This window comes from Pseudomonas sp. SJZ074 (assembly GCF_007828215.1).
Taxonomy (GTDB): Bacteria; Pseudomonadota; Gammaproteobacteria; order Pseudomonadales; family Pseudomonadaceae; genus Aquipseudomonas.
Genome location: NZ_VIUE01000002.1, coordinates 43,862 through 57,875, shown reverse-complemented (window position 1 = coordinate 57,875; position 14,014 = coordinate 43,862). Strand labels below are relative to the sequence as shown.

Sequence of the window (14,014 nt, the reverse complement as noted above, 5' to 3'; positions counted from 1 at the left end):
GATGTTGACTGACACGCTGCCTTCGCGGGCAAGCCCGCTCCCACAGGACGGTTAGCGTCCGCCGTGATTACTTGGCATTCGCCGCCCGCGCCTCGCGGCTTCTCCTGGCCGGTAACGCCGCCGCGTAAGCCAGCGCTTCTTCACGCGAGGCGAAGGAACCCAACCGGTCAGCCTGGGTACAGACCCGCCATGGGCCGCTGTTTACGCTGAGGACGTCATAACCGTTGATGTGCATTTTCGTCAGCATTGCGGTACTCATCGTCAACCTCCTTCGGTATCGACCAAGGGTTACAGCGTCTACCTTACACTCAGTTGCGCCAGGGTGCCGACCGAACGTCGCAACGTGCATCAGTGAGAATCCGAGTCCCAGAACCAGTCCCACAGGCCGGGCAGGCGCACCGGCTGGCCGCTTTCCTTGACCGTACGCGCCATGGCCGCCCGCGCCAACGCCTGGCGATCGTCATAGAACGGCTTGGCGTCGGTCCTCACGCCCGTGGCCCTGGCGCTGTCGAGCAGGATCTGCAGATATTCCCGGGCGTGTCGTGCGGTATAGCGATTGAGATCGTGGAACGTTACCACCACCGGAATCACGCCATCGACTGCCGGCAATTGCCCGGCAGCGATGCGCTCGCGCACTTCGGAGAGCTGACGGGTCAGGTTGATCCGTCGGCGCGGACTGGCGGTGATCCCCCAGATCTTGCCGTCGTTGGCGCTCAGGTCGGTGAGCAGCACATGCATGCCATGTCGCTGGTAGGCGGCGAAGGTGCGTCGGTCATAACTCCAGAATGGCGGCCTTACCAGGAGGGGCGGCGCACCGGTAATGGCGGCTATGTCGGCCCCACCGTCAGTGAGCGACTGCTCCAGTTCCTCGGGACTCAGGAAGCGATGATTGGTATGCCAATGAGTAGCCGTATGAAAGCCCAACAGATGACCTTCGCTTTGCTCACGATGCATCACCGATCGACCGATATCGCTGTCGCCGGCGCGCCAGGCACGGGTCTGGACAAAGAACACGGCCTTGATCCCGGATTGCACCGGGTTCTGCGCAAGGGCATCCAACACATCAATACTCGGATTCCAGAAGGACGATGCGCTCGGTCCATCATCGAACGTCAGCAGGAAACGGATCGGGGGCTGTTCACGCAAGCGTTGCTCGGTTTGTGCAGTCAATTCGATGGGTGATCCGATGCACCCGGACAAACCGCTGGCGAGGACTGCAATGACCAGCGCCCTGGCGATGTTTTTCATGTTCTGCCTTTATGTAGTACCGCACTGCTACGCCTCCGCTCCCTGGCGCATGATGTTTGAATGCCCACCTTGGAGAAGGTTAACCGGGTTTGGTTCCTGGCGGTGAGCATTGCTTCGTTTCGCTTGTCGTAGACCGGATTCTGGCAGCTGAGGTGTCTATTTCGACCGTCTGGAAATCCGATTGAATTTTCAGAACGCCTCCGCATCCATCCGTATAGGACTAATTAGGGAGGATTTATGGGCGGGCCATCGCTTTACATCATCGACTACATGCTCCATGGCGAGCCCAAGTCATTCATCATTCGAGCCGAAGTGATGAATAACTCCGAAGCTTGGCATTGGGCCAGTTGCGACGCGGGTGTCGGGCGCATACCCAAATTCGGCAGGGAGAAGGTCAAGCGGGTTACCAAACCCCTTGCGGAGAAGTACGGCATCACCGACGTGCGCTGGCGGGCGAGCGTCGCACCCAGTTGGGTCAAGGAGTCAGGCTGATTCCATGACCTTCACTCATTCGGCGCGCCGGCCACTCGTCGAGCGCCGGATGCCCGGCAAACCCGCAATAACTCAACTACGCTTAAACGACCGGTACGACCCGCCCGTGGGGGGTCGTGCTGCCTCATCCTCATCAACCCTGAATGGAGGTGTGACATGTCCGAAAAAGAGTCCATCACCACCCTGCTTACCCTGCTGGAATCGCGTCAGACTCGCCTGACGGCGGCTTGCAAGGAAATTGCCGACTGGGTCGACCACAATGGCGGCCATCCGACCGCCGTACGCATCCGGGATCGCCTGAACGACATTGATAAAGACGTTCCGTCGATCCAGCATGCGCTGTCATCCCTCAAGCCCATAGAACGGCCGTTGCCCAAATTCCGCTAACGCCTGGCGTCAGCCGCGCGGCTCCTGAGTTCTACCGGCTGGAAAGCCGATGGAACGCGCACTCCTTTTGCGCCTCGATATTGATAGGTGCAGAAAAACGCGAAAAGGAGAGCCACCATGAATGCCAGAATCCTGTTGTTGATTGCCTGTGCAAGCCCCGCCACCGTCATGGCTCAGGGCTGCGACGTCATCACCCGGGCCCAGAGCCCGTCGGTTCCAGCCGTCGAAACCCATGCCTGCTATGAATACAAAGGCATGCCGGACGGAGCCGTCGGCTGGTCATGCAGTAACGAAAACCAAACGGCGCTCAGCACCCAGAAGAAGCCGGTTGACCGCTGCGCAGAGGGATATGTAGCGACCTGCCAGGCCAGACTCACCCAGGAAACCCTGGCGAACCCTCGCTCCACCAGCAAAGACAGCAGCGGTGGATCGGTCAACATTCCCGATCACGCGCAGATTACCTGGTACTACTATGGCGTCGAGCAAGTGCAGCAAGCGCAAAAAGACTGTGAAAGCACCGGCGGTCGCTGGAAGAACCGTTAGCCCTTGCTGTGCTCCGGCGACGACGGGCCTTCCTTGATTCCCCGAGGCCCGGCCACGCCCCAGATGATCAGCCCCAGCACAGGCAGAATGATCAGCAGCAAAGCCCACGCTGCCTTGGTCCCGGCCGACTTGTCACTGCGAAACACACTGACGATCGCCCACAGATCAACAAGCAATAGAAGCACCGCAACAGCGATCCAGAAATAACTGGCTAATTCAGACATGACCCAATCCTCGTTTTAATGGCCTGCGCGAATCAGCTACACAGGTCACTGTTGATTAGGCACAGGCACTTCGGGTCCGTTCAAAGAATCTGTCGTCGGCAGGTCTATGAACGCTCGTTCAAATAGCCGATCCATTGCTCATAGGCTTCGTGCTGGCGGCGCACAGCCTCTTCCCAAGCCGCCCCGGACATCTGATGGGCACAAATAAGCGTCATCATTTCCGATGTCGCTGAGTCGAGCTCCACCAGGAGCTCATGGGATTTGACTTTGAAATCTTCAACAGTAGTCATCTTTCCTCTCTCCCCGCTGCCCCAGGGGGCGGCCATCCACCCAACATGGATACCTTTTTTTGGATCTGATTCATTTTTGGCGATGGCCGGTCATGGAAGCAGCCAGCGCCAGCCTGCCCGCCAGATGAGTAAGCAAGGCACAAAATGAAGGCAGTCGTTCCCGCAGCGCTGCGGTCGAAAAGGTATGAGCCGAGGAGCGTTGCCTGGGAATGGCGATGACGCCAGGCGCGAATATTTCAGTTATATTTCATTTTAATGACAGTCACTGAACGAGCATCCCCATGAAAATTCGAGCGACCGTCATCTGTGAGGAAAATCGCCACATCTTGCTGGTACGCAAACCCAACAGCCGCTGGGCCTTGCCAGGCGGTACCATCGAGCGCGGCGAAAGCCATGCCGATGCAGCCCTCAGGGAACTTGCAGAAGAAACCGGACTGGGCGCCGAAAACCTGCTTTACCTGATGCGCGTCAGCGATGGCGACACCCTGCATCACGTATTCGAGGCTTCAGTCAGCGACATTGGTGCGGCCAGGCCACAGAATGAAATCAGCGATTGTCTCTGGTACCCGCTGGACACCATTGCGCAATTGCAGATGAAGAAAGGCATGCGGGAGATACTTGAGGCGTTCAGGCGGCGACTATGAGGGCCTTCGACGCCACTCGATAAACTGAGCGCAAACAAAAAGGGTTGCCTGAGATATCTCATGCAACCCTTTGCTTTTATATGGTGCCCGAAGCCGGAATCGAACCGGCACGCCCTTACGAGCGGGGGATTTTAAGTCCCATGCGTCTACCAGTTTCGCCATTCGGGCGGTAGCGCGGTCAAGCCTCTAGAAGCAGCGGATCAAAAGAACCGACAGCATCGAGGCCGGTGCAGCAGAGGGACGAAATATATACATCCCGCCCCGACGAAGCAAGGTTGCCCAGGTCCTTTTCAAGACAAAAGCTTCATTGCCCATAAAAGAAAAAAGCTCTGTAAATCATCGATCTACAGAGCTTTTTTATAGTGGAGGCCGAAGTCGGAATCGAACCGGCGTAGGTGGATTTGCAATCCACTGCATAACCATTTTGCTATTCGGCCTCAAAACGCCTGATGCAATCAAACCACATCAACCGTGTACTTACCTGGTCGGAAGAAAACCGCTGACTCAGCGCTATCTTCTTGAAAACATTGAAGTTTTTTACGCCCCAACGCATTCGATGGGCGCAATTATGTACTCATTTACCAAAGCTGACAACCCCTTGATTTCAAAAAAAAATCGTCCGGCTGGCGAGCCTTTCCCCTCTCGGTCCCGCAGGCCATGCATCCGGCAGAGAACCTCCTCATCGGAAACCCGAAATGTCGATGGAACAACCACAGGCGCGGCGGCTCATTCCTTATGTCGCCTTCGATTGATAAGGAAAAACATCATGACTGAACGTCCACCACTGGTCGCGAGCCGGGCTGCGGTGCCGAGTCCGTCGCGTCCCAATCTCGGTACACCGGAGCGTGCGGTATCGCTGCTGGCCGGCACCCTGTTAATTGCCAACGGGTTGCGCCAGCGCGGACTCAGGGGTTGGCCGCAAGTCCTGCTGGGGGCTTGTGCGGCCTGGCGCGCTTACTCAGGCGTGTGCAGGGTCAAGCAAGCGCTGACCCACAGCCCGTTCGAGCGGGCTTTCGAGCAGAATCGGGGTTGGGATTCAAGCAAGGTGATCTCCCGCAGCATAACGGTCGGCAAACCCAGGGAGGAAGTCTTCGCGTTTTGCCGCAACCCGGCCAACCTGGGGGCCCTGGTGCCCTGGGTGGATACCATCGAACAGACCGGCGAGCGTACCTACCGTTGGGTGGCTCATGGGCCGAGGGACAAGACCTTGCACTGTGATCTCGAACAGAGTGAACCCAAGGAAGGCCGCAAGTTGCACTGGTTGGCCGCACCGGGCACCCGGTTCAAGCACGATATCCAGATGCATTTCAGCGATGCGCCGACGGGCCGGGGCACGCAGATCAAGATCATCGTTGCCTGCCAGCCCTCCTTCGGGGCTGCCGGCTACGCCTTGGCCGCAGCCATTTCCAAGTTCTCGGACAAAGCCTTGCTGTACCTGCTGCGCAGCATCAAACAACAACTGGAAACCGGCGAAGTGATGACCAACAGGATCCGCCCCCATGGCGAGAAGGATCTCCTGTTCATCCACCCGCCGAGCGCCGCCACCCCTGCATCGACCGATCCGTCATCCACGCCTCTCAACGGAGGAATTGCCTGATGCGCGCACTGACCTGGCAAGGCCCCAATAAACTGCAAGTCGAAACCGTTGATGATCCGTCCATTCTCAGTCCCCGGGATGCCATCGTACGGGTGAAGTTGTCGTCGGTATGCGGTTCGGACCTGCACCTGCTGGGCGGCTACGTGCCGACCATGCAAGCCGGTGACATCATCGGCCATGAGTTCATGGGCGAGGTGGTGGAAACCGGTTCGGCCATCACACAATTCAAGAAAGGCGACCGGGTCGTCACCGTGTCGATCCTCGGTTGCGGTGCGTGCGAGCACTGCCAGCGCGCGGACTTTTCCTGCTGCGACAACTCCAACCCCAACCCCAGCGCCACGGACATCGCCTACGGCCAGCCGGCGTGCGGCATCATCGGCTATAGCCACGCCTTCGGCGGCTTTGCCGGCAGCCACGCCACTTACATCCGCGTGCCCTTCGCCGATGTCAACCTGTTCACCATTCCTGAAGGCGTCAGCGACGAGCAGGCGGTATTCGTCTCTGACGCGGTGCCTACCGGTTTCTTTGCCGCCGACAACGCCAGTATCCAACCCGGTGACACCGTGGCGGTCTGGGGCTGTGGCGGCGTCGGCTTGATGGCGATTTCCAGCGCCTACCTGTTGGGGGCCGAACGGGTGATCGCCATCGACCGCTTCCCCGACCGCTTGCGCCTGGCCGAGGAAAAAGCCGGCGCGATTGCCCTCAACTACGAAACCGCCGACGTGCATGCCGCCCTGCTGGAGCTGACCGGCGGCCGCGGTCCGGATCGCTGCATCGACTGCGTGGGCATGGAAGCCCACGGCACCGAGGTCGATTATTACTACGACAAGACCAAGCAGATGATGCGCCTTCACACCGAGCGCGGGACGGTGCTGCGCCAGTCGATCCGAGCCTGTCGCAAGGGCGGCACGGTATCGGTAGTCGGGGTGTACGGCGGCCTGCTGGACAAGTTTCCGATGGGCGCCATCGTCAACAAGTCGCTGACCTTGCGCTCGGGCCAGCAACCGGGGCAGCGCTATGTGAGGCGACTGTTCGACTACATCCGGAACGGCCAGTTAGATCCGTCCTACCTGCTGACTCATCCCATGGGGCTGGAACAGTCGGTCGAGGGTTATGCGATGTTCAAGGATAAACGCGAGAACTGCTTGCGGGCAGTGTTTCGGCCAGAGTGATTGAACTATGACGAGGGGGCAGTTGCACAACCCAAGAGAAGCAAGCCCCCTCGCCAGGGACTCCCCGACGCCCTCACACCAGAGTCGCAGCCCAGAGCCATTATGGGTAACATACCGGCCTTCCCCGCAGCCCTTCTGCGACCTGCCGAATAAGCCTTTCCCATGCCTTTTGAACTCAGCGTTGACCTCACTACCCTCGCCATTCTGACCGTTGTCGCATTCCTGGCCGGTTTCATCGATGCCATCGCCGGTGGCGGTGGTTTGCTGACTACCCCGGCGCTGTTGACCGCCGGCCTGCCGCCTCACCTGGTCCTGGGGACCAACAAGCTCAGCGCGACCTTCGGCTCGGCTACGGCCAGCTTCACTTTCTACAAGCGCAAGCTGTTCGATCCGAGGCAGTGGACCCATGCGTTGGTCGGCACGCTGGTCGGTGCCTTGAGCGGTGCCATCGTCGCCCATTACCTGCCCGCCGAATGGCTGAACAAGATGCTGCCGGTGATCGTCTTCGCCTGTGGCCTGTACCTGTTGTTCGGCGGCACGCCCAAGGCGCCATTGGACAGCGATGCGCCGATCAAGAAGACCTGGCAATCACCTCAGGGTTTCGCCCTGGGTTTCTATGACGGCGTGGCCGGCCCCGGCACGGGTGCGTTCTGGACCGTCAGCAGCCTGCTGCTCTACCCCATCGACCTCGTCAAGGCCAGCGGCGTGGCCCGCAGCATGAATTTCGTCAGCAACATCGCGGCGCTGGTGGTGTTCATGTTCTCGGGGCAAGTGGACTGGATTATCGGCCTTTGCATGGGCCTCTCGGTGATGATCGGGGCATTCTTCGGTGCCCGCACCGCCATCAGTGGCGGCGCGAAGTTCATCCGGCCGGTGTTCATTACCGTGGTGCTGGGCCTGACCGTACGCCTAGCCTGGCAGCACTGGTTCAACGTGGCCTAAGCGCCGAGCCACATAAAGGTCGATCAGGTAGCGCGCGATGGAGCGCGAAGCCGGCAACGGTGGCAAGTCGTGGACGCTGAACCACTGGGCGTCCTCGATTTCATCCTCCTGGCACACGATGTCGCCGTCGGCGTACTCGGCGTGGAAGCCCAGCATCATCGAATGGGGGAACGGCCAGCACTGGCTGCCCATGTACTGGATGTTCTTCACTTCGATGCTGACTTCCTCGCGCACTTCGCGAACCAGGCAATCCTCGGCCGACTCGCCCGGTTCGGCAAACCCGGCCAGGGTACTGTAGACCCCGGTGACGAAGCGGGGCGAACGGGCCAGCAGGACTTCATCGCCGCGGGTGATCAGCACGATCATGCTCGGTGAAAGCCGCGGGTAGTGCCGCAGGTCGCAGACATCGCAATACATCGCCCGCTCCAGCGGAATCTGGCCCATGCGCTTGCCGCAACTGCCGCAAAACCGGTGTTCACGGGCCCAGGTGCCGATCTGCGCCGCATAGCCCAGCACTTTGAACAGGGTGTGATCGTCCTCGAGCATGAAGGCCCGCAGGCCTTTCCAGTTGCAACCGGGCATGTCCTGCGAGGCGTGCAACTCGAGCAGATAGACCGGCTCGCCATCCAGGTGGCCGATGCCATGCTCGGCGAGGACCGACAGGTCCTGGCGCTTGAGCCATTCGCGGGGAAACAGCGCGCCGTTGTCATCGAACAGGAAGCCTTCCGGGCTGCGGGCCACGGCCCAGCCGCCTGGAAGATCGGTATCGAGTACTGCGGTGGTCCAGCGTGAAGTCATGGTCAGTCAATCCAGAAATTCGGGTTTCTGTTTGCTCATATGGGCGGTCATGGCCACGCGCAAGTCGGCCGATTGCAACATGGCGGCGTTCCAGGTAGCGACGTACTCCAGCCCGTCGTCGATGCGGTGGTCGCGCATGTAGCTGATCATTTCCTTGGTGCCGGCGATCGCGATCGGCGACTTGGCGGCGATTTCCCGGGCAATTCCCATGACGCCGTCGAGCAGGCTGGCGGTGTCGCTGTAGACGCGATTGACCAGGCCGATGCTGCGCGCTTCATCGGCACCGAATGTGCGCCCCGTATAAGCGAGTTCACGCAGCATGCCGTCCCCGATGATCCGGGGCAAGCGTTGCAATGTGCCAACATCGGCGGCCATGCCGATATCGATTTCCTTGATGGAAAACTGGGCGTCTTCGGCGGCGTAGCGCATGTCGCAGGCGCTGATCAGGTCGATGGCACCGCCCAGGCAATAGCCCTGGATCGCGGCCAGTACCGGCTTGCGGCAGTTGTCCACGGCATTGAACGACGCTTGCAATTGCAGGATCTTGCGCCGCAGCAGGCGGGCATTGCGGCCGACGTCCTTGCCCAGCTCATTGGCCACACCGGCCAGCATCATCAGGTCGATGCCAGAGGAAAAATGCTTGCCGGCGCCGCTCAGGACCACGACCCGCACTTCGTCAGTGTCGTCGATCCACTGGAATATCTCGACGATCTCGCTCCAGAACGCGGCATTCATCGCATTGATCTTGTCCGGGCGATTGATCTGCACATGGGCGATGTTGTCTGCAAGTTCAACGTTGAATGCTTGGTATTGCGACATGGCAGTGATCCTTTACCGGCTGAAAAGAGGCTTGAACTATAACAAGCGATTGCGACAGGTCGTAGGCAGTGCATCGGCCAAAAGCAGGACTCGCAAGTTGCGATTGTGGCGAGGGGATTTATCCCCGCTGGGCTGCGAAGCGGCCCCGGCGGGGATAAATCCCTTCGCCACAAAAAAGCCCTCCCAACGATTTTATTCGCCCGCCGCCACCTGCCCATCCCAGCCCCCACCCAGCGCCGCGATCAACTGCACACTGGCAATCAACCGACTCTGTTGCAGGCTCAGCACGCTACGCTCGTTGCTCAGGGCAGTGGCCTGGACAGTCACCACGTCGAGGTAGGCAATCAGCCCGGCCTTGTACTGGTTCTGGGTCAGGCGCAAGGATTCGCGCGCGGCGTCGAGAGCTTCCTGGCGCACGCGGGCTTCGTCTTCCAGTACCTTGAGCTGGATCATGTAGTTTTCCACCTCGCGAAACCCGTCGAGCACGGTCTGGCGATAAGTGGCGACAGTCTGGTCGTAGGCCGCGACGCTGCGGTCGACTTCCGCCGAACGTTGGCCGCCGTCGAACAAGGTCATGGCCAGTTGCGGCCCCACCGACCAGAAGCGATTCGGTACGCTGATCCAGTTGTCGTAGGTACTGCTGCTGTAGCCGCCGCTCAGGCTCAGGGTCAGGTCCGGGTAATAAGCCGCCTTGGCCACGCCGATATTGGCATTGGCGGCCATCACCGAGCGCTCCGCCGAGGCGATGTCCGGCCGGCGTTCGAGCAGCTGCGACGGCAGCGACACCGGGATCTGCGGCAATGACGGGATTTCCTGGGTTTCCGCCAGGTTGAACTCAGCCGGGGGCAAGCCCATCAGCACCGCGATGGCGTTTTCGAACTGGGCACGCTGCCAGATCAAATCGATCAGGTCGCCCTGGGTGGTCTTGAGCTGGTTTTGCGCCTGGGCCACCGCGTCCTTGCCGGACACCCCGGCGCGGTACTGGTTTTCGGTCATCTTCAGCGAACGCTGATAGTTCTCCAGAGTGGCCTGCAGCAGACGTTTCTGTTCGTCGATCACCCGCAATTGCAGGTAATTCTGCACCAGCTCTGATTGCTGGCTCAGGCGCATGGCGGCCAGGTCGGCGAAACTGGCCTGGGCACTGGCCTCATTGGCCTCCAGAGTGCGCCGCAGTTTGCCCCAGACGTCGGCTTCCCAACTGACTCCGGCCTGGGCGCTGTAGGTGTCGCGGATACCGCTGGCCGAACTGCTCAGGCTTGAACTGCTGCTACCGGTGCCCTGGCTGGAGCGGCTCTTGCCGACGGTCAGGTCCACCGAGGGGAAGAACGCCCCCCGGGCACTGCGCGCCAAGGCCTGGGCCTGACGGTACTGGGCTTCGGCCTGGGCCACGGTCTGGTTGGACGTGTTGAGCTTTTCCACCAGGCCATTGAGCTGCGCATCGCCGTACAGCTCCCACCAGGCACCACGGACCAGGGCGTCGCTGGGATTGGCCTGGCGCCAGCCCTGGGCTTCTTTGTACTGCGCCGGCGCGGCGGCCTGCGGACGTTGGTAATCCGGGCCGATGGCGCAGGCACTGAGCATCGCCACACACAGCACCAGGCTCAGCGCCCGCGAGCCACGGGCGGTCGCCAGCGGCGCGACAAGATTGAAGAACGAACGGTCGGTCATAGCGGAGTTTCCAGGGCAGCATCGGTGCGCACGCCGCGCCAGCGGTTGAAGCGATGGCGCAGCTTGTCGAGATAGAGGTAAACCACCGGTGTGGTGTAAAGCGTCAGGACCTGGCTGAACACCAGCCCGCCGATGATGGTCAGTCCCAGCGGCTGGCGCATCTCCGAACCTTCGGCGCCGCCGATCAACAGGGGCACGGCACCGAGGATGGCCGCCAGGGTGGTCATCAGGATCGGCCGCAAGCGCAGCAGGCAGGCACTGCGGATCGACTCCAACGGTGCCTGCCCACCCCGCTCCAGTTGCAAGGCCAGGTCGATCATCAGGATCGCGTTTTTCTTCACCACGCCAATCAACAGGAACAGCCCCAGCAGGGAAATAAGGCTGAACTCCCCACCCAGCACGTAGATCGACAGCAGCGCGCCGACCCCGGCCGACGGCAAGGTGGACAGGATGGTCAGCGGATGGATGTAGCTTTCATACAGCACGCCCAATACCAGGTACACCGCCAGCAATGCCCCGAGGATCATGAACGGCTGGCTCTTCTGGGTCGCCGCGAAGGCGTCGGCGGTGCCGGCCATTTTCACGATCACATCCTCGGGCATGCCGAGCCTGGCAATGGTCCGTTCGATGGCGGCGGTGCCCTGCTCCACCGTCACCCCTTCGGCCATGTCGAAGGAGATGCTCTCGGAAGCGAACTGGCCTTCATGGCTGACCCGGTCGTCCTCCAGGCTGTTCTCATAATGGGCGATGGCCGACAGCGGCACCCGCGCACCGTCCGCGGTGATCACCTGCACCTGCTCCAGGGTATTGGGGTCGCGGGCGTATCTGGGATTGACCTCCATCACCACCTGATACTGGTTCAGGCTGTCATAGATAGTCGAGATCTGGCGCTGGCTGTAGGCGTTGTTCAGCACGGCGGTGACCATGTCCATGTCGATGCCCAGGCGCTTGGCCTGGTCGCGGTCCACCACCAGCGTCACCTGCTGCGCCCCGCCACCGTCACGGGCATCGATGGCGGTCAGCTCCGGCAAGGTCCTGAACGCCGCCACAAGCTTGGGATACCACTCACGCAGGGACGCCAGGTCGGCACTTTGCAGGATGTAGGAATATTGCGAGGTGGTCTGCTCGCGACCGCCACCGAATTGCAGGTCCTGGTCGGCCATCAACATCAATTGGGCGCCGGGCACCTTGGGCATTTCCTTGCGCAAGCGCTCGATGACCTTCTGCGCGGAAATGCTGCGCTCCTTGATGGGCTTGAGGCGCACCAGCATGAATGCATTGTTGGTACCGTTGTTGCCGCCAATGAAGCCCGCCACACTCTGCACCGCGTCGTCCTTGAGCACGGCACGGCGGAAGATCTCCATCTTCGGCTGCATCACGTTGAACGAAAGGCCGTCGTCACCGCGCACGAAACCGATCAACTGGCCGGTGTCCTGTTGCGGCATGAAAGTCTTCGGCACCACGACATACAACGCGACGTTGACTCCGATGGTCACCAACAGGCTCAGCAAGGTCAGGCGACGATGACGCAACACCCAATCCAGGCTGGTGGCATAACCGCGAACCATCCACTCGTTGATACGCCGGCTCTCCCGTTGCAGGCGGTTTTCCTGGCCTGGCTCATGGGGCTTGAGCCAGCGCGAGCAAAGCATCGGCGTGAGCGTCAAGGACACCACCAGCGAAACCACGATGGCCGCCGCCAGGGTGATGGAAAATTCGCGAAACAGGCTCTCGATGATGCCGCCCATGAACAGGATCGACAGGAACACCGCCACCAGCGAAGCGTTCATCGACAACAGGGTGAAACCCACCTCCTTGGCGCCGAGGTACGCGGCCTTCATCGGCGGCACACCTTCATCGATATGCCGGGAAATATTTTCCAGCACGACGATGGCGTCATCCACCACCAACCCGGTGGCGAGGATCAACGCCATCAACGACAGGTTGTTCAGGGAAAAACCGTAGAGGTACATCACCGCGAACGTGCCCACCAGCGACACCGGTACCGCCAGGGTCGGGATCAGCGAAGCGCGGAAGTTTCCGAGGAACAGGAACACCACCAGCACCACCAGGGCCACGGCGATCAGCAGGGTCATTTCCGCTTCGTGCAGGGTGGCCTTGATCACCGGCGAACGGTCCATGGCCAGGTTGAGCTTGACGCTGGCCGGCAGCACCGCCTGCAACGCCGGCAGTTGCGCCTTGATTTCGTTGACCGTCTCGATGATGTTGGCGCCGGCCTGGCGGTTGATCACCAGCAGCACCGCGGCATCGTCGTTGAAGAAGCCGCTGTTGTAGCGATCCTCGACGCTGTCGGCGACTTTCGCCACGTCCTTGAGGCGCAACACCGAGCCATCCTGGTAACGGATGATCAGCGTTTCGTAGTCCTTGGCCTTCTCCAACTGGTCGTTGGCCTGGACCTGCCACATGCGCCGGTCGTCCTCGACCGAACCCTTGGGCCGGCGTACGTTGCTGTTGGCGATTGCCTTGCGCACGTCATCCAGCGCCACGCCGTACTGGTTGAGCAACTGCGGTTCCAGTTCGATGCGCACCGCCGGCAGCGAACTGCCGCCGATCTGCACTTCGCCGACACCCGACACCTGGGACAGGCTCTGGGACAGGATGGTGGATGCCAGATCGTAGAGCTGGCCTTTCTCCAATACGTCCGAGGTCAGCGACAGCACCATGATCGGCGCCTGGGACGGGTTGACCTTCTTGTAGGTCGGCATGCTGCGCATACCGCTGGGCAACAGGTTGCGCGAGGCATTGATGGCCGCCTGCACTTCCCGCGCGGCACCGTTGATGTCGCGGTCCAGGTCGAATTGCAGGATCACCCGGGTCGAGCCCTGGCTGGAGCGGCTGCTCATGGTATTGACCCCGGCGATGGCACCGAAGGACCGCTCAAGGGGTGTCGCCACCGTCGAAGCCATCACCTCCGGGCTGGCCCCCGGCAAGTTGGCCTGGACCACGATCACCGGAAAATCCATCTGCGGCAGCGGCGAAACCGGCAACAAGCCGAAGCACACACCGCCGAGCAGCATGATGGCGAAGCTCAGGAGCATGGTGGCCACGGGACGCTTGATGAAGGGGCCGGAGAGGTTCATGGGCGATAGCTCCAAGCCGCAAGCTTCAAGCGGCGAGCTAAAGGCCTACGTCGACCCTGCTCTTCTCTTGCAGATTGCCGCTTGCCGCT

General features: G+C 60.9%; 15 protein-coding genes and 2 tRNA genes. 7 read left to right on the top strand and 10 right to left on the bottom strand.

Translation table 11 applies throughout. The features are described from left to right. Positions 1-67: 67 nt before the first annotated feature. Together FBX99_RS02665 and FBX99_RS02660 are read right to left on the bottom strand one after the other, a co-directional pair. Positions 68-259, bottom strand: a complete 192-nt coding sequence (locus tag FBX99_RS02665; RefSeq protein ID WP_144921637.1) for a DUF2188 domain-containing protein — start codon at positions 257-259, stop codon at positions 68-70. A gap of 89 nt (positions 260-348) precedes the next feature. Next, positions 349-1,248, bottom strand: a complete 900-nt coding sequence (locus tag FBX99_RS02660) for a polysaccharide deacetylase family protein (protein WP_145130535.1) — start codon at positions 1,246-1,248, stop codon at positions 349-351. Positions 1,249-1,485: 237 nt separating this feature from the next. On the opposite strand from FBX99_RS02660, the gene FBX99_RS02655 reads away from it, so the two are divergent. The 3 genes from FBX99_RS02655 to FBX99_RS02645 all read left to right on the top strand — a co-directional run bounded on the left by FBX99_RS02655 (position 1,486) and on the right by FBX99_RS02645 (position 2,670). Then, entirely contained in the window at positions 1,486-1,740 is a 255-nt protein-coding gene (locus tag FBX99_RS02655; protein ID WP_144921631.1) for a DUF6555 family protein, read from the top strand. Between the two features lie 156 nt (positions 1,741-1,896). Further along, complete coding sequence (locus FBX99_RS02650; RefSeq protein ID WP_144921627.1) at positions 1,897-2,127, top strand: hypothetical protein; 231 nt, start codon at positions 1,897-1,899, stop codon at positions 2,125-2,127. 117 nt (positions 2,128-2,244) lie between these two features. Further along, the gene (locus tag FBX99_RS02645) at positions 2,245-2,670 is read left to right on the top strand and encodes a hypothetical protein (RefSeq protein WP_144921624.1); all 426 of its coding nucleotides are present in this window, start codon (positions 2,245-2,247) and stop codon (positions 2,668-2,670) included. Here FBX99_RS02645 and FBX99_RS02640 read toward each other — a convergent pair. Further along, positions 2,667-2,894, bottom strand: a complete 228-nt coding sequence (locus FBX99_RS02640; RefSeq protein ID WP_144921621.1) for a PLD nuclease N-terminal domain-containing protein — start codon at positions 2,892-2,894, stop codon at positions 2,667-2,669. The two genes, FBX99_RS02645 and FBX99_RS02640, sit on opposite strands and share 4 nt — an antisense overlap. 104 nt (positions 2,895-2,998) lie before the next feature. After that, positions 2,999-3,184, bottom strand: coding sequence for a hypothetical protein (locus FBX99_RS02635; RefSeq protein ID WP_144921618.1), 186 nt, complete (start codon positions 3,182-3,184; stop codon positions 2,999-3,001). A 281-nt stretch (positions 3,185-3,465) separates the two neighbouring features. Here FBX99_RS02635 and FBX99_RS02630 point away from each other — a divergent pair, with 281 nt between their 5' ends. After that, positions 3,466-3,828, top strand: a complete 363-nt coding sequence (locus FBX99_RS02630) for an NUDIX hydrolase (RefSeq protein WP_144921615.1) — start codon at positions 3,466-3,468, stop codon at positions 3,826-3,828. 81 nt (positions 3,829-3,909) lie between these two features. On the opposite strand, the gene FBX99_RS02625 is transcribed toward FBX99_RS02630, so the two are convergent. Beyond that, positions 3,910-3,996: transfer RNA gene (locus tag FBX99_RS02625), tRNA-Leu, on the bottom strand. Positions 3,997-4,191: 195 nt separating this feature from the next. Then, positions 4,192-4,265, bottom strand: a tRNA-Cys gene (locus FBX99_RS02620). Positions 4,266-4,594: 329 nt separating this feature from the next. Between FBX99_RS02620 and FBX99_RS02615 the strand changes: the two genes are divergently transcribed. From FBX99_RS02615 to FBX99_RS02605, 3 genes are all read left to right on the top strand, one after another. Next, entirely contained in the window at positions 4,595-5,425 is an 831-nt protein-coding gene (locus FBX99_RS02615; protein WP_178111856.1) for an SRPBCC family protein, read from the top strand. Next, positions 5,425-6,597 (top strand): zinc-dependent alcohol dehydrogenase, encoded by a 1,173-nt coding sequence (locus tag FBX99_RS02610; RefSeq protein WP_145130531.1) that lies wholly within the window; start codon positions 5,425-5,427, stop codon positions 6,595-6,597. Before FBX99_RS02615 ends, FBX99_RS02610 begins: the two co-directional genes overlap by 1 nt. 162 nt (positions 6,598-6,759) lie before the next feature. Beyond that, positions 6,760-7,539: a TSUP family transporter gene (locus FBX99_RS02605; RefSeq protein WP_047698766.1), complete on the top strand. Its 780-nt coding sequence runs from the start codon at positions 6,760-6,762 to the stop codon at positions 7,537-7,539. Here the strand turns inward: FBX99_RS02605 and nudC are convergent. From nudC to FBX99_RS02585, 4 genes are all read right to left on the bottom strand, one after another. After that, complete coding sequence (nudC, locus tag FBX99_RS02600) at positions 7,507-8,337, bottom strand: NAD(+) diphosphatase (RefSeq protein ID WP_144921605.1); 831 nt, start codon at positions 8,335-8,337, stop codon at positions 7,507-7,509. The two genes, FBX99_RS02605 and nudC, sit on opposite strands and share 33 nt — an antisense overlap. 6 nt (positions 8,338-8,343) lie before the next feature. Next, positions 8,344-9,156, bottom strand: a complete 813-nt coding sequence (locus tag FBX99_RS02595) for a crotonase/enoyl-CoA hydratase family protein (protein WP_144921602.1) — start codon at positions 9,154-9,156, stop codon at positions 8,344-8,346. Between the two features lie 192 nt (positions 9,157-9,348). Then, complete coding sequence (locus tag FBX99_RS02590) at positions 9,349-10,824, bottom strand: efflux transporter outer membrane subunit (protein WP_144921599.1); 1,476 nt, start codon at positions 10,822-10,824, stop codon at positions 9,349-9,351. Then, positions 10,821-13,925: an efflux RND transporter permease subunit gene (locus tag FBX99_RS02585; RefSeq protein WP_145130529.1), complete on the bottom strand. Its 3,105-nt coding sequence runs from the start codon at positions 13,923-13,925 to the stop codon at positions 10,821-10,823. Before FBX99_RS02585 ends, FBX99_RS02590 begins: the two co-directional genes overlap by 4 nt. Between the last annotated feature and the right edge of the window lie 89 nt (positions 13,926-14,014).